Source organism: Micromonospora sp. DT228 (assembly GCF_049841595.1).
Taxonomy (GTDB): Bacteria; Actinomycetota; Actinomycetes; order Mycobacteriales; family Micromonosporaceae; genus Micromonospora.
This window is the reverse complement of sequence record NZ_JBNCKO010000012.1, coordinates 149388-171893: the sequence shown is the minus strand read 5'-3', so window position 1 is coordinate 171893 and position 22506 is coordinate 149388. Positions and strand designations below refer to the sequence as shown.

The following is a 22506-nucleotide window of genomic DNA, read 5'->3' as shown; positions in this document are numbered from 1 at the left end:
GGGCAGTTCGGGGGCGAGCGTCAGCCCCGCATCGCGCACCTGGCCGTCGCTTGGCTCAACAGGTCGCGTACCCGCTCGACGTCGGGGTGGTCGAGGTCGTCGAGGATGCCCAGGGCCCGCCGCCAGGTGCGGACGGCACCGGCCGTGTCCCCCGCCGTGTGTCGGCTCTCGCCGAGCCGGGACAGGGTGTCCGCCTCGTCGTAGCGGTCGCTGATCTGCCGGTACAGGCCGAGCGCCCGCTGGTAACAGCGAATCGCCGCGCGGTGGTCACCCAACCGGGCGTGGATGAACCCGAGGCTGTCCCAGGTGTTCGCCTCACCGTGCCGGTCGCCGGTCGGGCGCAGCAGCGCCAACGCCTGCTCGCAGTGCACGAGCGCGGGCCCGTACTGGCCGAGCTGGGCGTGTGCCCAACCGACCGCGTTGCGGGCGCTGGCCTCCCCGGCCGGGTGGCCGGCGTCCCGGTACAGCGTCAGGGCCCGCTGGCCGTGGTCGAGCGCCTCGGCGTAGCGGCCGAGACCGTCGAACATCGCGCCGAACGCCCGGTGGGTGCGCGCCTGCCCGGTGTGGTCACCCAACGCCTCGAAGATCACCAGGGCCTGCCGGTAGTTGCGGGCCGCCTCGTCCACCCGACCCAGCCGGGAGAGCACCCGGGCCAGGTCGCGGTGGGCGTTCGCCTGCCCGAGCCGGTCGCCCGCCCGCCGCGCCCCGGCCAGGGCGCTCCGCTGGGCGACGGCCAGGTCCGTCCAACGCCCCCGCCGTTGCAGGAAGTCCACGAGTGTCCAGGCCAACTGCCAGGCGTGGCCGTCGAACCCGGCACGTCTCGCGTGGGCCACCGCCGCCAGCAGCACCGGGTACTCGATGGTGAACCAGGCGAGCGCCTGACCGTGGTTGGTGATCTCCTCGGGCAGCACGCCCGGTGGGGCGGCGTCCAGGGTGACCGGATCCCGGCCCGGTTGCAGCAGCAGCGCGGCCGCGTGGGCGGTGTGCAGGTAGTGATCCAGCCCACGCCGGATCGCGGCCCGCCGGGCTTCCGCCGGCTCGAGACGTTCCGCCAGCTCCGTCGCGTACGCCCGCAGGAGGTCGTGCGCGCCGAACCGGCCGGGGGCCTGCTCGGTGACCAGGTGGGCGTGGGCCAGCTCCGCCAGCAGTCGAGGCACCTGGCCCCGGGGCAGCCCGGCCAGGCTGGCCGCCGCGGCGACCCCCAGCTCCGGCCCCGGATGGCAGCCGAACAGCCGGAACAGACGCGCCGCCGCGGGCGTCAGACTCCGGTACGACCAGGAGAAGACCGCCTGCACGTCGCTGCCCGCGTCACCACCGTCGAACGAGTCCAGCGGGTGCGGCGCCTCGCGCAGTTCGTCGGCGAGGGTGGCCAGCCCGAAGGCGCGATTCGCCGCGCCTCTGGCGGCGAGCACCGCCAACGCCAACGGCAGCCGCGCACACCGCTCGATGATCTCGTCCACCGCCTGCGGTTCGGCCGCCAGCCGGTCCGCGCCGAGCCGCCGGGCCAACAGTTGCCACGCCTCGGCCGTGCTGAGCAGGCCGACGCCGATCGGCCGGGCGCCGTCGGCGGCGATCAGACCGGCGAGCTGGTTGCGGCTGGTGACCAGGACCAGGCAGCTCGGGCTGCCGACCAGCAGGGGACGGACCTGGTCGATGTCGCGGGCGTTGTCGAGCAGCACCAGCATCCGGCGGCCGGCGAGCAGGCTGCGGTAGAGGCCCACCTGCGCGGGAAGGTGGGTGGGGATGCGTTCGGGTGGCACCTCGAGGGCCTCCAGGAACCCCCGGACCGCCTCGACGGCCGTCACCACCGCTCCGGAGGCATCGAACCCGCGCAGGTCGACGTAGAGCTGGCCGTCCGGGAAGCGGTCGGCGACCCGGTGCGCCCAGTGCACCGCCAGCGTCGTCTTGCCGACCCCGGCCGTGCCGGACAACGTCATGACGGTGGCCGTCGCCAGGCCGTCGTCCCCGGACCCGCCGGGGCTGGCGCACGCCGCGTCGAGCTCGGCGAGCTGGGCGGCACGCCCGACGAAGCCCGGCAGCGCCGGGGGCAGTTGGCGGGGCACCGGGAAGCGGGCCGCCGGCGTACCGGGTCGCGGGCCACCGGCCCTGGCTCGTCCGGCCCCGGCCCCGGCGCTCGCCCGCCCGGTCGTCGCGTGGTCCCGGTTCGGGCTTCGACGGCGCTCCTCGACCCGGTCCCGTGCCGTGGCGAGCACACCCTGCTCGGCGGGGGTTGCCCCGAGCAGCCGGATGAGCGCGTCGAACCGCTCCGGCGGAGGCAGGATGTTGCCGGCGAAGTACTCCCCGATGATCCCGCGCGACCAGCCGGTCTTCGCGGCCAGTTGCCGGTACGTCAGCTGGGTCTCGCCCTGTTGACGGGCTTCCCGACGACGCAACTGGCGCAGCAACCCGGCCAGCTCCTGCAGTGTCTGCGCCTCCGCGCCGCCGCGGGCCACCTCGAACGTCGCGGGCGATCCCGATGCCGCCGGTCGAACGGAAGGTACCCGTTGGTCGGACATGCGGCTCCCACCCCCCGGTCATCCGGCCGCCCCGGATGCGCACGGGCAGGCTAATTCCGCCCCAGCACCCTTCGATAGGCGAGCGCCGATGTCTGACAGTTCCACGTCGGACGGTCGACCGTCCGACGCTGTCCGGCGGTGTCCAGCCCCGTCCAGGATGCGCCGCGTGGAGCCGACGTCCCATGCCACCGTCCTGGAGCGGGTTCGACCCCGCTCCACACACCCTGGGGGAAGAGGTACTGATGATCCGTCCACATCTGACCGTCCGGCGGTCCCCGTCGCTGCTGCGTCGCGCCGCCGTCGCCACGTTCGGGCTCACGCTGCTCGCCACGGGCGTGACCGCCGCACCGGCGACCGCCGCACCGGGAGGCAAGGCCACCACCGCCGGATCGTTCGTCGACAGCACACCGGTGCCCGGCGGCTTCGCCTCCTGGTCGGAGCTGCTCAAGCTGCAGGAGCGCATGAACACCGCCGCCGCGCGGATCACGAAGGCCGCCGAGCGTAGCGCGACCTCCGGCTTCGCCGGAATCGTCGCCGACCCCACCACCCGACAGCTCCAGGTCTACTGGAAGGGCGAGCCGCCGGCCAACCTGATGGCCACCACCCGGGCCACCGTCGCCACCAAGGTGCTGTCCGCCCCGTACTCACAGCGGGAACTCTTCGCCGCGGCCGACCGGCTGCGGGCCAAGGTCGGCAACCAGATCACCACTGTCGGGCCACGCGCCGACGGCGCCGGCCTGCTCGTCGGCACCCAGGACGGTCTGCTCGGCGCGTCGGCACTCGCCGGTGTCCCGGTGACCGTGCAGACCGGCGTCGCCGCCGCGCCGGCGACCCGGTGGGACGACTCGGCGCCGTGGTGGGGTGGCGCCGCGTGGCGCAACACCGCGACCGGCGGTGGCTGCTCGACAGGCTTCGGGGTCTACCAGGGCGGGGTGACGCGGGTGCTCTCCGCCGCGCACTGCGCCAACCTCAACGTCCTGGCGACCGACCCGACCGGGCAGACGATCGGCACCGTCACCACCCGCAACGTCAGCACCGACACCCTGCTGCTCAACGGCAGTGGGGGTGGCCGGGTCTTCAACAACAGCACCACCGCGGCCGGCGCGGTGGTCAGTGAGTTCAACAACCAGGTGATCGGCGCGACGCCCAGCCAGGTCGGCAACTGGGTGTGCTCCTCCGGCGCGTACTCCGGGACCCGCTGCTCGATCCAGGTGAAGGCCCGCAACCTGTGCATCAACGTGCGCAACTTCGGCACGGTCTGCGGTCAGGTGCAGGCCGAGAACACCACCGGCACCAACGCCGTCGGTCAGGGTGACAGCGGCGGCCCGGTGGAGATCGTGAACGCGGCGAACACCCTCCAGGTCTGGGCGACCGGCACCAACACCGCCATCGACGACACCAACACCACGGTGCCCTGCACCGGCTACGTGACCACCGGCCGGGTGTGCGCCTGGCGGTTCTACTACGAGGACATCCTCTCGGGGATGGCCGGCGTCGGAGCCTCCGGCGTGGTCCTCGGCTGAGGCATCGCCTCGACGCGACGAGTGAACAGGTGGCCGGGCCGGCGCGCACCCCGCGTGCCGGCCCGGCCCACCGCTGGGCTCAGGGCGTGTGTCAAAGTCCTCGGTCGAGCCGAGGCGGAGTCCAGCCAGGGGCTTTGACACACGCCCTAGACGCCGGCGGCCGGATCCCCAGCGAGCACCGCGTCACCGCGCAGCAGCGCGGGCTCGGGCAGCGGCAGGTGGATCTTGTGCGCCGCCTCCCAGTCGTAGACCAGGCCGGGGCGGACCTGGGCGGCGAAGTAGTCGATCGCCGTCAGGCCACCCACGACCGGCTCGTCGACCTCCGCCACCAGTTGGGCGGGGACCAGGGAGAAGCCGTTCTGCAGGGCGGCGCTGAGCCGGCGGTGACCGTCGACGACGAAGAAGTACTCACCGGTGAAACCGATCTTCAACGGTTCGAGGGCCTCGTCGCCGGCCTCGGCCACGTCGCCGACGAAGTCGGTGTCCCACAGACCCCGCAGGGTGGCGATGTCCTCGGTCGGGTAGACGCGGGCCGGGTCCAGCAGCAACAGCGGCGGCCCGTCGCGCAGCACCTCGGCGCCGAGCGTGCCCTCGTACGCGGCGACGATGTGCTCGATCACCTCGGTGGCCGAGGCGCGTGTGGTGTCGCAGATCAGGTCGTAGTTGCGCAGGCGGGCCTTGTCCACCCCGTACCGGACGATGAACCGGCTGCGCTCGCTCGCGCTGCGTTCCCGGAGCTTGGCCTTGGCCTCCTCCAGGGAGGCGTAGCTCTCCGCCGGCCCGGACGGGCGGGCGAGCACCCGGCGGGCCGCCTCACCCGGCTCGGTGATCATGTGCACCTTGAGCGCGTCGGTGAAGAAGTGCCAGGCCAGCCGGGAGTCCATGATGAGGCGCTCACCGGAGGCGGCGATGTTCCGCTGGAGCTGGTCGACGTAGCCGTCGACGGCCTGGTCGAGCTCGGCGTGCAGATTGAGCTGCAGAGCGGTCATCTGCCGCTGCTGCGCCATCTCGCGGTAGAGGTCTCCCACACTGACCCGGCGCATGCCGAGCCGCTTGGCGATCTCGACCGACACGGTGCTCTTGCCGCTGCCGAGGTCGCCGTTGAAGACGATCGATTGTCCAACGGTCACGACTGGTCCACCCCTGCTCACCGGCTCAAAGACATCATCGACATCGCGTCCGACCGACGCGTTCCCGCCATCGTCGCGCCATCCTGCGGCGGCCCCAGCTCGGCGCCTGTGACGCTCCGTCGCAACCTGGAGTCGTCGTACGCCTTGGCATGACGGGCGATGCTACCACTCCGTCGCCACCGCTTTGTCGGACGCAGTGTGCGAGGGCCGGCCGTGCGGGCCGGGGCCGGGGCCCGCCGGCACCTACCGAAACTGCTCAGAACAGGCTCAGCGGGTCGACCTGGAGACGAACCGGATCGGCGGCCTTGCGGGCGGCGCGAGCACCGGCGGCCGAGTGCAGCGCCTCGGCGAGCGCGGCAGCCCGGGCCCGGGGCACCCGGACCAGCATCCGTTCCCGACCCTCCTCGGCCGGCACCGGCCCGAGCACCTCGGCGTCGTCGGGCAGCCGGGCCGCGGCGAGCAGGTCGGCCACCGCCTCGGCCGTGCCTGTGACGCTCGCCATCCGGACGGCCGGCGGAAAGCCCAACTCCCGGCGCTCGGCCAACTCCCGGCCGGCGAACCAGGCGGCGTCCCAACGCAGCAGCGCCTGCACCGGGGCGAGCGCACCGTCGGCGACCACCACCACCCGGCCCGCCGGCGCCGGACGGGCCAGGGCCGCCGCCGCCAGCCAGCGGCGCAACGCCTCCTCACCGGCCCGCAGGTCGGCCCGGGTCAGCAGGGCCCACGAGTCGAGCAGCAGCACCGCGCCGTAGCCGCCCTCGGCGACCGGCTCGGCGCCGGGCGTGGTCACCACCAGGGCCGCGCCGCCGGGCACGTCGGTCAGCACCTCCTCGCGCCCCGAGGTGCGTACCGGCACGCCGGGGAACGCCCGACCCAGCTCCTCGGCGGTCCGCCGGGCGCCTGTCACCGCGGCCCGCAGCCGCCGTCCACCGCACTGCGGGCAGGCGTACGCGGCGGCCACCCGGGCGCACCACCGGCAGGCCGGAGTGCCCCCGGCCGAGGGCAGCGCGAGCGGCCCGGAGCAGTGCTCGCAGCGGGCCGGGGTGCGGCACTCGGCGCAGGAGACCGACGGCAGGTAGCCGCGACGGGGCACCTGCACCAGCACCGGCAGGTCCTGCCGCAGGGCATCGCGGGCGGCCGTCCAGGCCAGGCTGGGCAGTCGGGCGGTGGCGGCCCCCGGGTCGCGGGCCAGTTGCGGGTCGTCGCCGGTCGGCGCGATGGCCGGGATCCGAGCCCGTACGGTGGCCCGTTCGGCGACCACCTCCCGCGCCCAACCGGTCTCCAGCAGCAGCTGCGCCTCGGCGGTGCGGGCGTACCCGCCGACAAGCGCACCGGCCTCGGCGAGCTGGACGCGGGTGAGCAGCACGTCGCGGGCGTGCGGGTAGGGCGAGCGGGGCTCGGAGTGCAGGTCGTCACCGTCGTCCCAGATGGCGACGAGGCCGAGCCGGTCCACCGGGGCGAACATCGCCGCCCGGGTGCCGATCACCACCGGCACCTGCCCGCGGCGGGCGGCGAGGAACGCCCGGTAGCGCCGGGCCGGACCGAGGGCCGCGGAGAGGCTGACGTGCCGCCCCGGACCGAGCACGCCGGTGAGCGCGGCGTCCAGCCGGTCCAGGTCGCGGGCGTCGGGCACCACGACCACCGCGCCGCGCCCGCCGGCGACGGTGGCGGCCACCGCGTCGGCGTAGCGGGCCGCCCAGTCCTCGCCGGGCAACGCCGACCAGACCGCGCGGGGCGCCCGGCCGTCGGTGAGCGCCCGCAGCAGCGCCGGGCCCGTCGGGTAGTCCCGCCACCCGCGCGGGTCGACCGCCCCCGCAGTCCCCGGTGCGACGGGCTCCGGCCGCACGGTCACGGACGCGGTGGGCTCCGGCCGCACGGTCGCCGGGTCGACGGTCCCGGCCGCCATGGTCCCGGCCGCCATGGTCCCGGACACGGTGGGCCCCGGCCGCACGGCCGAGGGATCGGCGGCCGGTGCGTCGGGGGAGTCGGCGTCCGCCGGGGTGGGCTGGTCGTCGCGGGGCTCCTTCTCGACCCGGGCGTGCCGGGGTGGGACGGCGAGCCGGAGCACGTCGGCGAGGCTGCCCGCGTACCGGTCGGCGACCGCGCGGGCCAGCCGGGCGATCTCCGGCGCCAGCACCGGCTCCGGCGAGACGACCTTCTCCAGGTACGCGAGCCGGCCGGTGTGCCCGGAGTCGTCGGCGCGGGACAGCAGCCACCCGTCGACGAGCTTCCCGGCGAAGCGCACCTTCACCCGGGTGCCAGGCACCGCCGCCGCGTCCAGCTCGGCCGGCACCAGGTAGTCGAACGGCCGGTCCAGGTGCGCCAGTCCGACGTCCACGCAGACGCGCGCGACCGGCGACCCGTCCGCGGGTCGCCGGTCGCTGCGCGTGGTGGCGGTCAGGCTCCCGCGGCCGACTTGAGGTCGGCGGCCCGGTCGGTGCTCTCCCAGGTCAGGTCCGGCAGCTCCCGGCCGAAGTGGCCGTAGGCGGCGGTCTGCTGGTAGATCGGGCGGAGCAGGTTGAGGTCCCGGATGATCGCGGCCGGGCGCAGGTCGAACACCTCGGCGACGGCCTTCTCGATCGAGGCCACCGGCACCGTCTCGGTGCCGAACGTCTCGATGAACAGGCTCACCGGGTGGGCCTTGCCGATGGCGTAGGCGACCTGCGCCTCGCAGCGCTCGGCGAGGCCGGCGGCGACCACGTTCTTGGCGACCCAGCGCATCGCGTACGCGGCGGAGCGGTCCACCTTGGAGGGATCCTTGCCGGAGAACGCGCCGCCGCCGTGACGGGCGTACCCGCCGTAGGTGTCGACGATGATCTTGCGACCGGTCAGGCCGGCGTCACCCATCGGGCCACCGATCTCGAACCGGCCGGTCGGATTCACCAGCAGCCGGTAGCCGTCGGTGTCCAGACCGAGGCTCTCCAGCTCCGGGGCGATCACGTGGTCGCGCACGTCGGGAGTGAGCAGCGAGTCCAACGAGATGTCCGCGGCGTGCTGGCTGGACACGACAACTGTGTTCAGCCGGACCGGGCGCAGCCCCTCGTACTCGATCGTCACCTGGGTCTTGCCGTCCGGCCGCAGGTAGGGAATCGTGCCGTCCTTGCGCACGGCGGCCAGCCGGCGGGCCAACCGGTGGGCCAGGGCGATCGGCAACGGCATCAGCTCGGGCGTCTCCGAGCAGGCGAAGCCGAACATCATGCCCTGGTCGCCGGCGCCCTGCGCGTCGAGCGCACTCTCCGACGCCCCGGTACGCAGCTCGAAGGCGTTGTCCACGCCCTGCGCGATGTCCTCGGACTGCGCGCCGATGGAGACGCTGACGCCGCAGGACGCCCCGTCGAAGCCCTTCTTCGACGAGTCGTAGCCGATGTCGAGGATGGTACGGCGGACGATCGTCGGGATGTCGGCGTACGCCTTGGTGGTCACCTCACCGGCGATGTGCACCTGGCCAGTGGTGATCATGGTCTCCACCGCGACCCGGCTGTGTGGATCCTCGGTCAGCAACGCGTCGAGGATGCCATCGCTGATCTGGTCGGCGATCTTGTCCGGGTGGCCTTCCGTGACCGATTCGGACGTGAAGAGGCGGCGTGTCACGGCACTCCTAAGCGTGTGAGGTCGTTCCGCGGCAGTCTAATCACCACTGCGGCCGGTGTAGGGACCGGTCGCGCTCTGTTCCACCCGTCAGGAGCGGACTGGCAAACGCGCCACGACGAGATCCCAGACGGTATCGGCCACGGCTTCCTTGGCCTGCTCGGGAAGCCGGCTGACCGAGCCGTCCGCGCCGACGACGGTCACCGTGTTGGTGTCGGCGCCGAAGACCAGATCGGGACCGACCTCGTTGATGACGATCAGGTCGGCCCGCTTCCGGGCGAGTTTCGCCCGGCCGTTGGCCTCGGCATCGCCGGTCTCGGCGGCGAACACCACGAGCAGCTGCTCCGGTCGTTTGCGCTGGCCGAGCTCCGCCGCGATGTCCGGGTTCGTGACGAGCTCGATGGTGGGCGCGACGCCGTCGTCGGACTTCTTGATTTTGCCAGGCGCGTAGGTCGCCGGCCGGAAATCGGCCGGAGCCGCCGCCATCACCACCGCGTCGGCCTCGACGGCGGCCTTCAGCGTCGCCTCCCGCAACTCGGCGGTGGTGCCGACCCGGATCAGGTCGACGCCGGCGGGGTCGGCGAGGGAGACGTTTGCCGCGATCAGTGTGACCCGGGCGCCTCGGGCGACCGCCGCGCGGGCGAACGCGTACCCCTGCTTGCCCGACGAGCGGTTGCCCAGGAAGCGGACCGGGTCCAGCGGCTCCCGGGTACCACCGGCGGTGACGACCACCCGGCGTCCGGCCAGGTCGGCGGGCGCGGAGTCGCCCCGGGCCAGGACCCGACGGGCGACGGCGAAGATCTCCGCCGGGTCGGGCAGCCGACCCTTGCCGGTGTCGACGCCGGTGAGCCGCCCGACGGCCGGGTCGATGACCCGGACCCCCCGGGAGCGCAGCGTGGCGACGTTGGCCACGGTGGCCGGGTGCTCCCACATCTCGGTGTGCATGGCCGGGGCCAGCAGCACCGGGCAGCGGGCGGTCAGCAGGGTGTTTGTCAGCAGGTCGTCGGCGAGCCCGTGCGCGGCCTTGGCGAGCAGGTCGGTGGTGGTCGGCGCGACCACCACCAGGTCGGCCTGCTGACCGAGCCGGACGTGCGGCACCTCGTGGACGTCGGTCCAGACGTCGTCGGCGACCGGCTGGCCGGAGAGCGCCGCCCAGGTCGGCGCCCCGACGAAGCGGAGCGCCGACGCGGTCGGCACGACCCGAACCCGGTGGCCCGATTCGGTGAAGAGTCGCAGCAGCTCACACGCCTTGTAGGCGGCGATGCCGCCGCCGACCCCGAGGACGATCGAGGCGGACATCGGCCGGCGGGAGCTTACGGCTGGTCGGTCGGCTCGGCGGTGAGCAGGCCCGCGTTGATCTCGCGCATGGCGATGGAGAGGGGCTTCTCCTGCGGGGTGGTCTCGACGAGCGGGCCGACGTACTCCAGCAGGCCCTCGCCGAGCTGGCTGTAGTAGGCGTTGACCTGACGCGCGCGCTTGGCGGCGAAGATGACAAGCGCGTACTTCGACGTCGTCTTCTCGAGGAGCTCGTCGATCGGCGGGTTGGTGATGCCTTCGGGGTTGGCGATGGATCCCACGAATTAACCTCTGCGTCTTTCGAGCCGCGCGCACGCGGTGCTGAGTCTCAACGGCGCCGGCGGTCAGCCGCGCACGCGCGACCAGGCCGGGTCCGGATAAGAAGAACCGAGTAAGCCTACCAGCTCGTCGACCACCCGCTCGGTGCGGTCATGGGTCAGCGTGTGCGCGAAGGCGGCCGTCACGGCGGGGTCGGGTGCGTACCCGGGTGGGCTCAGCAGCACCAGCCGCGCGGCGGGCAGGCGCGCCCGCACCAGCGAGGCGCCGGGCAGGTCGAGCGGGAGCAGCACCTGCTGCCCGGCGTCGAGCCGGGCCCGCAGCGGCGGGTAGGGCGTGCCCCGGCGGTATCCGCCGATCCGGGACCACTCCAGCAGCTCGCCCACGGCGAGCCGGCGATCGAACTCGGCGGGGGCGAGGAAGACGCGGTCGTCCCCGTCGATCTCCGACTCCCGGCGCGGGCGGGTGGTTACCGGCACCGGGATCCACACGGACGGAGAACGCGCCCGGACCAACTCGACGACACTCTCCCTGCCGGAACCCGAAGGTCCAGCCAGGACAGTGAGCCGAGCAGCCGGGCGCGCCTCGTCATCCGTGCTCACTGCTTGTTTCTACACGCTGCCAGGTTCAGTTGGCGGCGAACTCTCCAAGCAGTGCCTTGCGCTGCTGCTCGCCGAGGCCACGCAGGCGACGGCTGTCGGCGATCTTGAGCTTCTCCATGATCTGGGTAGCCCGGATCTTGCCGATACCCGGCATGGCCTGCAGGACGGCCGAAACCTTGAGCTTTCCGACGACGTCGTCGCTCTCGGCGCGCTCGAGGACGGCACCAAGAGTGGTCTTGCCCTGCTTGAGCTGCTCCTTCAGCTGAGCACGGGCCTTGCGGATCTCCGCGGCCTTCTCGAGCGCGGCAGCGCGTTGTTCGGGGGTCAGTGACGGGAGCGGCACCAGTTCTCCTCAGGTCCCTATCGCGGCGGGCGGGGCGCACCGCCGCATCTGTGAAACGTGGTGTCGCTGTGAACCAAGGGGTCCATGGTTCCCAGCGCGGGGAAAACTAGCGGCCAACGGAGCTTTCGGCAACGTGGGGGCCGCATGATCACCGTAAGGTGACCGACCCGTCAGTCAGTCACCGGGCAGGCAGAACGGCCCGACAGTCGGCCAGCACCCGGTCCGCGGCGGCCCGCAGGGCGTCGACATCGGGGCCGGCCGAGAGCACTTCCCGGGAGTACGACGGGAGCACCGAGGCGAGGCTCGAGCCGAAGACGGTACGCAGATCGGCGGCGCCCGCACCCTGCGCGCCGAGCCCCGGGGCGAGCAGTGGACCCCGTACGTCGGAGAGGTCGTGACCGGTGTCACCGATGGTCGCGCCGACCACCAGACCGAAGCTTCCCAGCGGAGTCGCACCCCTGTTGAGCTGGGAAATCTCGTCGATCACGGTTTGCGCCACGGTGCGGCCGTCAGCCGTGCGCGCCCGCTGCACGGCCGCGCCCTCGGGGTTGGAAGTGAGGGCCAGCACGAACACTCCGCCGCCGTGCTCGGCGGCCAGCTCGAACATCGGCGCCAGCGAACCTACTCCGAGGTAGGGGCTCGCGGTGACCGCGTCGACATACATCGGGCTGGATGGATCGAGATACGCCGAGGCGTACGCGCGCACCGTCGAGCCGATGTCGCCGCGTTTCACGTCGAGGAGAACGAGCGAGCCAGCATTCCGTAACTGTCGGATAGTTGACTCAAGGATCTCCACTCCGCGGGATCCGAATCGCTCGAAAAAGGCCGACTGAGGCTTCACCACCGCAACCCGGTCACCGAGCGCCTCGACGACCGTCCGGGCGAACCGGTCCAGTCCCGAAACGTCGTCCGGGAGGCCCCAGCCGGCCAGCAGACCGGGATGCGGGTCGATGCCGACGCAGAGCGGCCCCCGCTCGCTGATCGCCCGGTGCAGCCGGGTTCCGAAGCTCTCCATCCGGTACTCCCTCTCTCCTGCCGGGCGGCGGAGCGCCTCCCGGGTGTCCCTTGACGAAGCGGTTCAGCCGGCCGCCACCGCCGCCGCCACCCCGGCCGTGATCCGGGCCAGGTCGGCGTCGTCGGTGACGTACGGCGGCATCGTGTAGACCAGATCGCGGAACGGGCGCAGCCACACACCCTGATCCGCCGCGGCGACGGTGGCCGCGCCGAGGTCGACGTCGTGATCGAGCTGGACCACCCCGATCGCGCCGAGCACCCGCACGTCGGCCACGCCGGGCGCACCGCGCAGGGGCTCCAGGCCGGCGCTCAGGCCGGCACCGACCCTGGCCACCTGGGCCGCCCAGTCCCCGCCCCGCAGCAGCCCGATGGAGGCGTTGGCCACCGCGCAGGCCAACGGGTTGCCCATGAACGTGGGTCCGTGCGCCAGCACGCCGGCGGCGGAGATGCCCCGGGCGACCTCCGGGGTGCAGAGCGTCGCCGCGAGCGTCAGGTAGCCCCCGGTGAGCGCCTTGCCCAGGCACAGCACGTCCGGCGTCACGCCGGCGTGCTCGGCGGCGAACATCGCACCGGTACGGCCGAACCCGGTGGCGATCTCGTCGAAGATCAGCAGCACCCCGTGCGCCCGGGTCACCTCGCGCAGCACCCGCAGGTAACCCGGATGGTGGAACCGCATCCCCCCGGCGCCCTGGACGACCGGCTCGACGATCACCGCGGCCAGTTCGTCGGCGTGCCGCTCGACGGTCTCCGCCAACGCCGCCACGTACGCGTCGTCGGGCGGGTCGGTGAAGCCGCCGGGCGGCACCGGGGCGAACACCTGCCGGGGCAGCACGTCACCCCAGAGGTGGTGCATGCCGCCCTCCGGGTCACAGACGCTCATCGGGTGGAACGTGTCGCCGTGGTAGCCGCCCCGCCAGGTCGCCAACCTGCGCCGCAGCGGTCGACCGACGGCCCGCTGGTACTGCAGGCACATCTTCACCGCCACCTCGACGCTCACCGAGCCGGAGTCGGCCAGGAACACGTGTTCCAGACCATCCGGGGTCAGCTCGACCAGGTTCCGGGCGAGCCGTACGGCGGGCTCGTGGGTGAGCCCGCCGAACATCACGTGGCTCATCCGCCCGAGCTGGTCGGTCACCGCCGCGTCCAGCACCGGGTGCCGGTAGCCGTGGATCGCCGCCCACCAGGACGACATGCCGTCCACCAGCTCCCGCCCGTCGGCCAGCCGCAGCCGCACCCCCTCGGCGCTCTCCACCACGTACGGCGGGTTCGTCGGCGGCAGCGTGGCGTACGGATGCCAGACGTGGGCCCGATCGGCGGCCAGGATCTCCTCGGGTGTCACGCGTACTCCTCTGCGCCTCAAGCGGTCCGGACGGCGGACGTCCTACAGCGGGGTCGAACCCCTCCTCCACCACCGCCTTTGCTCTGCACCCGCGGATGCGACACCCGGTGGCCGGGTGTCGCGCCGTGGGTGGTGCACCTACGGGTGCAGAGCAAAGGGGCAACAGCGGGGCCTGTGCTGCTCAGCCCGGAGCGGACCCGGCATCCTGTTGCGCCGGGCCAGCACCGGGGCCGGGGGCGCTCACCGGCCCGCGACGGGGTCCGGTGCCGCAGTGCTGGCCGCCGCGCGGGCTGCGGCGCGGACCAGGGCCGGACCCCGGTAGATGAAGCCGGTGTAGAGCTGCACCAGGGCGGCGCCGGCGTCGAACATCCGCGCCGCGTCGTCCGCGTCCAACACACCGCCGACGCCGATGACCGGCAGCCGGCCACCGGTCTCCCGGTGCACGAAGTCGACCACCTCCCGGGCCCGTCCGGTGAGCGGCCGACCGGAGAGACCACCGGCCTGGGCGCCGCGATCGGCGTCCACAGTGGCCAGCCCGGCACGGGACAGCGTGGTGTTGGTGGCGATCACCCCGGCGGCGCCGCGGGCCAGGCAGACCTCCAGCAACTCGGCGATCGCCGCCTCGGTCAGATCGGGTGCGATCTTGACCAGCACCGGCTTCTCCCCCACCAACGCGCCGAGCAGCGCGTCCAGGTGGGCACGATCCTGCAGGGAACGCAGCCCCGGCGTGTTGGGTGAGGACACGTTCACCGCGAAGTAGTCGCCGTGGCCACGAAGCGCCCGGTACGAGGCGAGGTAGTCCTCGACCGCCTCCTCCAGTGGGGTCACCTTGGACTTGCCCAACGAGATGCCCAGCGGCACCCCGAGCGGGCGGGGCAGCGCCGTCAGCCGGGCGGCCAGCGCCGCGGCCCCGGCGTTGTTGAAGCCCATCCGGTTGACCACGGCCTCGCTGGCCGGCAGGCGGAACAGCCGCGGCCGTGGGTTGCCCGGTTGGGCGTGCGCCGTGACCGTACCGACCTCGACGAAACCGAAGCCGAGGGACGGCCAGGCCGGCAGCGCCGCGCCGTCCTTGTCCATTCCCGCGGCCAACCCGACGGGGTTGGGGAAGCGCACGCCGAACACCGTGCGCGGCGCGCTGACCGCGTACCGGGCCCGCAGCGCGGCGAGCGCGGCCGGCCGCCGCGACAGAGCCGCCAACCGCCGCAGAGTCCACTCGTGCGCCGCCTCGGCGTCCCCACCCCCAACCCGAAACAACAACGGCCGTACCGCCTGCTCAAACATCAACCCACCCCATCCCACTCCCACTCCCCCACTCTCGCCCAACCCCCGCGCCCGCCCCGTCGATCATGGTGTTGTTGCGCCGACACGCCGTGCGAGTGGGCAATAACCTCATGATCAACGAGGAGGGGCGGAGGGTCACTGGGCGGCCCGGAGGATGGCGTGCAGATCCTGCAGGGGGCGTACCTGCATGTCGCCGCGGATGCGCGCCTCGATGCCCATGACCGCCGCCGCCGCGCCGGGCACCGTGGTGATGCAGGGGATGTCGGCGGTGACGGCCGCGCTGCGGATCTCGTAGCCGTCGGAGCGGGCGCTGGCGCCCGACCCCTGCGGCGTGTTGATCACCAGCGCCACCTGGCCGCCGCCGATCAGCGACACCGCGTCATCGCCCTCGCCAGCCTGGTAGTGCTTGCGGACCTGCTCACAGGCGATGCCGTGCCGACGCAGCACCTCGGCGGTGCCGGTGGTCGCCACGATCTCGAAGCCGAGATCGGCCAGCCGCTTGATCGGGAAGATCATGCCGCGCTTGTCCCGGTTCGCCACCGAAACGAAGATCTTCCCGGCCGTCGGCAGCGACCCGTACGCGGCAGACTGGCTCTTGGCGAAGGCGTGCCCGAAGTTGGTGTCGATGCCCATCACCTCGCCTGTCGACTTCATCTCCGGGCCGAGCAGCGAGTCGATCCCCTTGCCGGCGCGGGTGCGGAAGCGCTTGAACGGCAGCACCGCCTCTTTGACCGCGACCGGCGAGTCGGCGGGCATCGTGCCCCCGTCCCCCGTCGCGGGCAACAGACCCTCGGCCCGCAACTCCGCGATGCGCGCGCCGAGGGCGATCCGGGCCGCAGCCTTGGCCAGCGGCACCGCCGTGGCCTTGGAGACGAACGGCACGGTACGCGACGCCCGCGGGTTGGCCTCCAGCACGTAGAGCACGTCGTCCTTGAGGGCGTACTGCACGTTGAGCAGGCCGCGGACGCCGACGCCACGGGCGATGGCCTCGGTGTAGCGGCGGACCTCGGCCAGGTGCGAGCCCGCCAGGGTGATCGGCGGCAGCGCGCAGGACGAGTCGCCGGAGTGGATGCCGGCCTCCTCGATGTGCTCCATCACCCCACCGATGTAGACCTCGCCGTCGGCGTCGCAGAGGGCGTCCACGTCGATCTCGATGGCGTCGTCCAGGAACCGGTCCACAAGCACCGGGTGGTCCGGGGAGATGTCGGTGGCCCGACCGATGTAGTCGCGCAGCGTCGGGTCGTCGTAGACGATCTCCATGCCCCGCCCGCCCAGCACGTACGACGGGCGGACCAGCACCGGGTAGCCGATCTCGTCGGCGATCGTCTTGGCCTCGTCGTAGGACGTGGCCATGCCGTGCGCCGGGGCGCGCAGCCCGGCCCGAGCCAGCACCGCGCCGAACGCGCCCCGCTCCTCGGCCAGGTGGATCGACTCCGGGGAGGTGCCGACCACCGGCACCCCGGCGTTCTTGAGCCGCTGCGCCAACCCCAGCGGGGTCTGCCCGCCGAGCTGCACGACCACGCCGACCACACCGGGCCCGCCGGCCGCCCGGCCGGACGAGTCCTCGGCGTGCCAGACCTCCAGCACGTCCTCGAAGGTCAGCGGCTCGAAGTAGAGCCGGTCGGCGGTGTCGTAGTCGGTGGAGACCGTCTCCGGATTGCAGTTGACCATGACGGTCTCGTAGCCGGCCGCCCGCAACGCCTGCACCGCGTGCACGCAGGAGTAGTCGAACTCGATGCCCTGCCCGATCCGGTTCGGGCCGGAGCCCAGGATCAGCACCTTCGGCCGGTCCGACGGCACGACCTCGGTCTCCAGGTCGTACGACGAGTAGTGGTACGGCGTGGTCGCCTCGAACTCGGCCGCGCAGGTGTCCACAGTCTTGTAGACCGGGCGCACGTCGAGACGGTGCCGCAGGGTCCGTACGCCGTCCTCGGCGGCCAGCTCCGGGCGCAACGCGGCGAGCTGCCGGTCGGACAGCCCGGCCCGCTTGGCCCGGTGCAGCAGCTCGGCGTCGAGCACCGGCGCGTCGACGATCTCGGCGCGCAGCTCGATCAGCGCCGCGATCTGGTCCAGGAACCACCTGTCGATCCCGCCGGACGCCTCGTTGACCTCGGCGATCGACGCGCCGAGGCGCAGCGCCCGCTCGACGGTGTAGAGCCGGCCGTCGTGCGGGATCCGCAGCGCGGCCAGGGTGTCCGCCAGGCTGACGCCGGCCGGGTCCGGCACACTCCAGAAACCGGCCTCCTTGGTCTCCATCGAGCGCATCGCCTTGTTCAGCGCCTCGGTGAAGTTACGCCCGAGGCTCATCGCCTCACCCACCGACTTCATCGTGGTGGTCAGCTCCGGATCTGCGCCGGGGAACTTCTCGAACGCGAACCGGGGGATCTTCACCACCACGTAGTCCAGGGACGGCTCGAACGCCGCCGGGGTCTTCAACGTGATGTCGTTGGGGATCTCGTCCAGGGTGTAGCCGATGGCCAGCTTCGCGGCGATCTTCGCGATCGGGAAGCCGGTCGCCTTCGAGGCCAGCGCCGAGGAGCGCGACACCCGCGGGTTCATCTCGATCACGACGATCCGGCCGTCGACCGGGTTGACCGCGAACTGGATGTTGCAGCCGCCGGTGTCCACCCCGACCTCGCGCAGCACCGCGATGCCCAGGTCCCGCAGGCGCTGGTACTCCCGGTCGGTGAGCGTCATGGCCGGGGCCACGGTGACGCTGTCGCCGGTGTGCACACCCATCGGGTCGATGTTCTCGATCGAGCAGACCACCACCACGTTGTCGTGCCGGTCGCGCATCAGCTCGAGCTCGTACTCCTTCCAGCCGAGCACGCTCTCCTCGATGAGCACCTCGTGCACCGGGCTGGCGGCCAGGCCGTCGCCGGCGATGCGGGCCAGGTCCTCCGGGGTGTGCGCCATGCCGGAGCCCAGACCACCCATGGTGAACGACGGCCGGATCACCACCGGCAGGCCCAGCTCGGCGACTGTCGCCTCGACCTCGTCCATGGAGTGGCAGACCCGGGAGCGGGGCACCAGCGCGGTCGGGTCGTCGACGCCCAGGCGTACGCCGGCCTTCGCCACGATCTCCTTGAACAGCTGCCGGTCCTCGCCCCGGTTGATCGCGTCGATGTTCGCGCCGATCAACTCGACGCCGTACTTCTCCAGGACGCCGGCCTCGTGCAGGGCGACGGCCGTGTTCAGCGCGGTCTGCCCACCGAGGGTCGCCAGGATCGCGTCCGGGCGCTCCTTGGCGATCACCAGCTCCACGAACTCCGGGGTGATCGGCTCGACGTACGTCGCGTCGGCGAACTCCGGGTCCGTCATGATCGTCGCCGGGTTGGAGTTGACCAGGCTGACCCGGATCCCCTCGCTGCGCAGCACCCGGCACGCCTGGGTGCCGGAGTAGTCGAACTCGCAGGCCTGCCCGATGACGATCGGCCCGGAGCCGATCACCAGGATGTGCTTGAGATCGGTCCGCTTAGGCATTGCTGCGCCCCTTGCTGTGGGTCCGGCCCTCGATGAGATCAGCGAATCGGTCGAAGAGGTAGTCCGCGTCGTGCGGACCGGCCGCCGCCTCCGGGTGGTACTGGACGGTGAAGGCGGGCACGTCCACGGCCCGCAGCCCCTCGACCACGTTGTCATTGAGGCAGACGTGCGACACCCGTACGCCGCCGAAGTCGGTGTCGATCACCTGGTCGGGGACCACCGCGCCGGCGCCCGTGCCCGGCACCTTGACCGCGCCGAGCCGCTGTTCGCGGCTCGACACGTCGACCGCGAAGCCGTGGTTGTGGCTCGTCACCTCGACCTTGCCGGTGACCCGGTCGAGCACCGGCTGGTTGATGCCCCGGTGGCCGTAGCCCAGCTTGTAGGTGCCGAAGCCGAGCGCCCGACCGAGGATCTGGCTGCCGAAGCAGATGCCGAACAGCGGCACCTCCCGCCGCAGCGCCTCCCGGGCCAGCGCCACCGGGCCGTCGGCGGTGGCCGGGTCGCCCGGGCCGGGCGACAGGAAGATCGCGTCGGCGCCGGTGGCGAGCAACTGGTCGATGCTCGACGACGCCGGCAGCACGTGGGTGGTCACCCCGCGGGTGGCCAGCCGACGCGGCACGTTGCGCTTGATGCCCAGGTCCAGCGCGGCCACGGTGAACCGGTGCTCGCCCTGGGCCTCGACGACGTACGGCTGCGCGGTGCTCACCTCGGCGGACAGGTCCGCGCCGACCATCTGCGGCGCCTGGCGGACCCGGGCCAGCAGACTCTGCGGGTCGTTGTCGACGCTGGAGATGCCCACCCGCATGGCGCCCCGCTCGCGCAGGTGCCGGGTCAGCGCCCGGGTGTCCACCCCACTGATGCCCACCACGCCCTCGGTGGCGAGGCGATCCTCCAGGGAGCCGGTGGCCCGCCAGTTCGAGCCGATCCGGGCCGGGTCACGCACCACGTAACCGGCCACCCAGATCCGGCCGGACTCGTCGTCCTCGCCGTTGACGCCCGTGTTGCCGATGTGCGGGGCGGTCTGCACCACCACCTGCCGGTGGTAGGACGGGTCGGTCAGGGTCTCCTGGTAGCCGGTCATGCCGGTGTTGAAGACCGCCTCGCCGAAGGTCTCCCCGACGCTGCCGTACGCCTCACCGGGGAACGTGCGCCCGTCCTCGAGGACCAGGATCGCGGATCTGCGCTTGACCATTACTTGACAGCCTTTCCGTCCAGGACCGTCGGCTCGCCGCGCAGGAAGGTCGCCACGATGCGACCCGGCAGCGTCATGCGGGCGTACGGGGTGTTGCGACTGCGACTGGCCAGCTCCGCCGGCTCGATGGTGCGGCGGACGGCCGGGTCGATCAGGGTCAGGTTGGCCGGCACACCCGGCGCGGGGTCAACGCCGTGCCCGGTCAACCCCGCGATCCGGGCGGGGGTACGCGACATCCGCTCGGCGATCAGGTCCCACTCGGGGCCGAGCACGTCGAGCGCGATGGACAGGGCCGTCTCCAGGCCGAGCATGCCCGGCCGGGCGTACGCCCACTCGCACTCCTTGTCCTCCACGGCGTGCGGGGCGTGGTCGGTGGCGATCACGTCGACCACACCGTCGGCGAGCGCGGCGCGCAGCGCGGTGACGTCCGCGGCCGTCCGCAACGGCGGGTTGACCTTGAAAACGGGGTCGTAACTCTCCGCCCGCTCGTCGGTGAGCAGCAGGTGGTGCGGGGTGACCTCGGCGGTGACGCGTACCCCGCGGGCCTTGGCCTGGCGCAGCACCTCGACGCTGCCGGCGGTGGAGACGTGGCAGACGTGCAGGCGGCTGCCCACGTGCTCGGCGAGCAGCACGTCCCGGGCGATGATCGCCTCCTCGGCGACCGCCGGCCAGCCGATCAGACCGAGTCGGGTGGAGACCTCACCCTCGTGCATCTGCGCGCCCTCGGTGAGCCGGGGCTCCTCGGCGTGCTGGGCGATGATCCCGTCGAACGCCTTGACGTACTCCAGGGCCCGGCGCATCAGCTTCGGGTCGGCGACGCAGTGCCCGTCGTCGGAGAAGATCCGCACCCGGGCCGCGGAGTCGGCCATCGCGCCCAGCTCGGCCAGGCGCTCGCCGGCCAGCCCGACGGTGACCGCGCCGATCGGTTGCACGTCGACCAGACCGGCCTCCCGGCCGAGCCGCCAGACCTGCTCGACCACGCCGGCGGTGTCGGCGACCGGGGACGTGTTGGCCATCGCGCAGACCGCGGTGTAGCCACCCAGGGCCGCCGCGCGGGACCCGGACTCGACGGTCTCGGCGTCCTCCCGACCGGGCTCGCGCAGGTGGGTGTGCAGGTCGACGAGGCCGGGCAGGGCGACCAGCCCGGTGCCGTCGACGACCGCGGCGTCCGGTGCGGACAGGCCGGGGCCGACCTCGGCGACCAGGCCGTCGCGGATCAGCAGGTCGGTCGGCGCGCCGCCGACGACACTCACGCTGGTGATCAGGTACGCGGTCACCGGTTGTTCCCTCCGAGCAGCAGGTAAAGAACAGCCATCCGCACGGAGACACCGTTGGTGACCTGTTCGACGATTGTGGAGCGGGGTGAGTCGGCGACCTCGGGGGTGATCTCCATCCCCCGGTTCATCGGGCCGGGGTGCATCACGATCGCGTGCTCGGGCAGCCGGCGCATCCGCGGGCCGTCGAGCCCGTAGCGGCGGGCGTACTCGCGCGCGGAGGGGAAGTAGGAGTCGTTCATCCGCTCCCGCTGCACGCGCAGCATCATCACCACGTCCACGTTGGGCAGCACGGAGTCGAGGTCGTAGGAGACGTCGGTGGCGGGGGCGAGGGCGCCCGCGATGTCGACCGGGATCAGGGTCGGCGGGCCGACCAGGGTGACCTTGGCGCCGAGGGTGGAGAGCAGCAGCACGTTGGAGCGGGCGACCCGGGAGTGCAGCACGTCCCCGACCACCGCGACCGACAGGCCGGCGAGCCGGCCCAGCCGGGCCCGCATGGTGTACGCGTCCAGCAGCGCCTGGGTGGGGTGCTCGTGGGTGCCGTCGCCGGCGTTGACGACCGACCCGTCGACCCAGTTGGCCAGCCGGTGCGGGGCGCCCGAGGCGGGGTGTCGCACCACGACGGCGTCGGCGCCCATGGCCTGCAGGGTCAACGCGGTGTCCTTCAGGCTCTCACCCTTGGTGACGCTGGACCCCTTCGCGGAAAAGTTGATCACGTCGGCGCTGAGCCGCTTCGCCGCCGCCTCGAAGGAGATCCGGGTACGCGTGGAGTCCTCGTAGAAGAGGTTCACCACGGTCCGGCCGCGCAGCGCGGGCAGTTTCTTGATCTCCCGGCCAGCGACGGTGGCCATCTCGGCGGCGGTGTCCAGGATCTCGGTGGCGGTGTCGGCGTCCAGGTCCCCGCCGGAGAGCAAATGCTTGATCATGAATTGGCACCCCCGTAGAGCTTGACCTCGTCGGTCCCGTCGGTCTCGGCGAACGTCACCTTCACGCTCTCGGCCAGCGAGGTCGGGATGTTCTTGCCGACGTAGTCGGCGCGGATCGGCAACTCCCGGTGGCCACGGTCGACCAGGACGGCGAGCTGCACCGACGCCGGTCGGCCCACGTCGTTGAGCGCGTCGAGCGCGGCCCGGACGGTGCGGCCGGAGAAGAGCACGTCGTCGACGAGGATGACCCGCCTGCCGTCGATCCCGCCGGGCGGCAGCTCGGTCGGGCCGATCGCGCGGGTGGCCTGCCGGCGCAGGTCGTCGCGGTAGAGGGTGATGTCGAGCACACCTACCGGAACGGCGACGTCCTCGAAGGTGCTGATCCGGTCGGCGAGCCGCCGGGCGAGGGGGGTTCCGCGGGTGGGAATCCCAAGAAGCACCGTGTTGGCGGCGCCCTGGGTCTTCTCCAGGATCTGGTGGGCGATGCGGTCGACCACGCGTTGCACGTCGGCGCTGGCGAGGATCACCTTCACCGAGGGTTGTCGCAGTGGTGACGGGCGGGCAGCCGGTGGGTATGCCACGGCGGACCTCCTTCCCCGCCTCACGGGACGGGTCGTTAAAGGATGTCGGGCACCTCCGGCCGGACCGCACAGCGGATCTGACCGGGGCTTCACGCCACGTTACCAGTGGTCACCGGGCCGATGGACGGCGGCCGCTGACCAC

General features: G+C 72.6%; 17 protein-coding genes. 1 reads left to right on the top strand and 16 read right to left on the bottom strand.

Annotated elements, in window-relative coordinates; genetic code table 11:
- Positions 1 to 20 precede the first annotated feature (20 nt).
- Positions 21 to 2516 carry an ATP-binding protein gene (locus tag ACLQ29_RS23660; RefSeq protein WP_425773658.1) on the bottom strand — a complete coding sequence of 832 codons (2496 nt, stop codon included), beginning with the start codon at positions 2514 to 2516 and terminating at the stop codon, positions 21 to 23.
- Between the two features lie 242 nt (positions 2517 to 2758).
- Between ACLQ29_RS23660 and ACLQ29_RS23655 the strand changes: the two genes are divergently transcribed.
- Entirely contained in the window at positions 2759 to 4039 is a 1281-nt protein-coding gene (locus tag ACLQ29_RS23655) for a hypothetical protein (RefSeq protein WP_425773657.1), read from the top strand.
- Between the two features lie 146 nt (positions 4040 to 4185).
- Here ACLQ29_RS23655 and ACLQ29_RS23650 read toward each other — a convergent pair whose 3' ends face one another.
- The 15 genes from ACLQ29_RS23650 to pyrR form a co-directional block, all read right to left on the bottom strand.
- A complete protein-coding gene (locus ACLQ29_RS23650; protein ID WP_425773656.1) occupies positions 4186 to 5169 on the bottom strand; it encodes an AAA family ATPase in 984 nt (327 codons plus the stop codon).
- 256 nt (positions 5170 to 5425) lie between these two features.
- A complete protein-coding gene (locus tag ACLQ29_RS23645; RefSeq protein WP_425773655.1) occupies positions 5426 to 7507 on the bottom strand; it encodes a primosome assembly protein PriA in 2082 nt (693 codons plus the stop codon).
- A 59-nt stretch (positions 7508 to 7566) separates the two neighbouring features.
- Entirely contained in the window at positions 7567 to 8760 is a 1194-nt protein-coding gene (gene metK / locus ACLQ29_RS23640) for a methionine adenosyltransferase (RefSeq protein ID WP_357411592.1), read from the bottom strand.
- A gap of 87 nt (positions 8761 to 8847) precedes the next feature.
- A complete protein-coding gene (gene coaBC, locus ACLQ29_RS23635) occupies positions 8848 to 10056 on the bottom strand; it encodes a bifunctional phosphopantothenoylcysteine decarboxylase/phosphopantothenate--cysteine ligase CoaBC (protein ID WP_425773654.1) in 1209 nt (402 codons plus the stop codon).
- A 14-nt stretch (positions 10057 to 10070) separates the two neighbouring features.
- On the bottom strand, positions 10071 to 10334 hold the full coding sequence (rpoZ, locus tag ACLQ29_RS23630; RefSeq protein ID WP_007075826.1) for a DNA-directed RNA polymerase subunit omega: 264 nt from the start codon (positions 10332 to 10334) through the stop codon (positions 10071 to 10073).
- Positions 10335 to 10397: 63 nt separating this feature from the next.
- Positions 10398 to 10931 (bottom strand): guanylate kinase, encoded by a 534-nt coding sequence (locus ACLQ29_RS23625; protein WP_425773653.1) that lies wholly within the window; start codon positions 10929 to 10931, stop codon positions 10398 to 10400.
- A 25-nt stretch (positions 10932 to 10956) separates the two neighbouring features.
- A complete protein-coding gene (mihF, locus tag ACLQ29_RS23620; protein WP_030335662.1) occupies positions 10957 to 11274 on the bottom strand; it encodes an integration host factor, actinobacterial type in 318 nt (105 codons plus the stop codon).
- Between the two features lie 178 nt (positions 11275 to 11452).
- A complete protein-coding gene (pyrF, locus tag ACLQ29_RS23615) occupies positions 11453 to 12289 on the bottom strand; it encodes an orotidine-5'-phosphate decarboxylase (protein WP_425773652.1) in 837 nt (278 codons plus the stop codon).
- Between the two features lie 63 nt (positions 12290 to 12352).
- Positions 12353 to 13627 carry an adenosylmethionine--8-amino-7-oxononanoate transaminase gene (locus ACLQ29_RS23610; protein WP_425773651.1) on the bottom strand — a complete coding sequence of 425 codons (1275 nt, stop codon included), beginning with the start codon at positions 13625 to 13627 and terminating at the stop codon, positions 12353 to 12355.
- Between the two features lie 240 nt (positions 13628 to 13867).
- On the bottom strand, positions 13868 to 14911 hold the full coding sequence (locus ACLQ29_RS23605) for a quinone-dependent dihydroorotate dehydrogenase (RefSeq protein WP_425773650.1): 1044 nt from the start codon (positions 14909 to 14911) through the stop codon (positions 13868 to 13870).
- Positions 14912 to 15043: 132 nt separating this feature from the next.
- Positions 15044 to 18391 (bottom strand): carbamoyl-phosphate synthase large subunit, encoded by a 3348-nt coding sequence (carB, locus tag ACLQ29_RS23600; protein ID WP_425773649.1) that lies wholly within the window; start codon positions 18389 to 18391, stop codon positions 15044 to 15046.
- On the bottom strand, positions 18384 to 19583 hold the full coding sequence (carA, locus tag ACLQ29_RS23595) for a glutamine-hydrolyzing carbamoyl-phosphate synthase small subunit (protein ID WP_425773648.1): 1200 nt from the start codon (positions 19581 to 19583) through the stop codon (positions 18384 to 18386). The genes carB and carA overlap by 8 nt, the downstream gene beginning before the upstream one ends.
- Positions 19583 to 20860, bottom strand: a complete 1278-nt coding sequence (locus ACLQ29_RS23590; protein ID WP_425773647.1) for a dihydroorotase — start codon at positions 20858 to 20860, stop codon at positions 19583 to 19585. The genes carA and ACLQ29_RS23590 overlap by 1 nt, the downstream gene beginning before the upstream one ends.
- The gene (locus ACLQ29_RS23585; RefSeq protein ID WP_124821248.1) at positions 20857 to 21783 is read right to left on the bottom strand and encodes an aspartate carbamoyltransferase catalytic subunit; all 927 of its coding nucleotides are present in this window, start codon (positions 21781 to 21783) and stop codon (positions 20857 to 20859) included. Before ACLQ29_RS23585 ends, ACLQ29_RS23590 begins: the two co-directional genes overlap by 4 nt.
- Positions 21780 to 22364 carry a bifunctional pyr operon transcriptional regulator/uracil phosphoribosyltransferase PyrR gene (pyrR, locus tag ACLQ29_RS23580; RefSeq protein WP_425773646.1) on the bottom strand — a complete coding sequence of 195 codons (585 nt, stop codon included), beginning with the start codon at positions 22362 to 22364 and terminating at the stop codon, positions 21780 to 21782. The genes ACLQ29_RS23585 and pyrR overlap by 4 nt, the downstream gene beginning before the upstream one ends.
- Positions 22365 to 22506: the final 142 nt, after the last annotated feature.

Excerpts from the sequence above, each read along its gene's own strand:
- ACLQ29_RS23660 (WP_425773658.1), bottom strand. The coding sequence starts at position 2,516 with ATGTCCGACCAACGGGTACCTTCCGTTCGACCGGCGGCATCGGGATCG.
- ACLQ29_RS23655 (WP_425773657.1), top strand. The coding sequence starts at position 2,759 with ATGATCCGTCCACATCTGACCGTCCGGCGGTCCCCGTCGCTGCTGCGT.
- coaBC (WP_425773654.1), bottom strand. The coding sequence starts at position 10,056 with ATGTCCGCCTCGATCGTCCTCGGGGTCGGCGGCGGCATCGCCGCCTAC.
- pyrF (WP_425773652.1), bottom strand. The coding sequence starts at position 12,289 with ATGGAGAGCTTCGGAACCCGGCTGCACCGGGCGATCAGCGAGCGGGGG.
- carB (WP_425773649.1), bottom strand. The coding sequence starts at position 18,391 with ATGCCTAAGCGGACCGATCTCAAGCACATCCTGGTGATCGGCTCCGGG.
- carA (WP_425773648.1), bottom strand. The coding sequence starts at position 19,583 with ATGGTCAAGCGCAGATCCGCGATCCTGGTCCTCGAGGACGGGCGCACG.
- ACLQ29_RS23585 (WP_124821248.1), bottom strand. The coding sequence starts at position 21,783 with ATGATCAAGCATTTGCTCTCCGGCGGGGACCTGGACGCCGACACCGCC.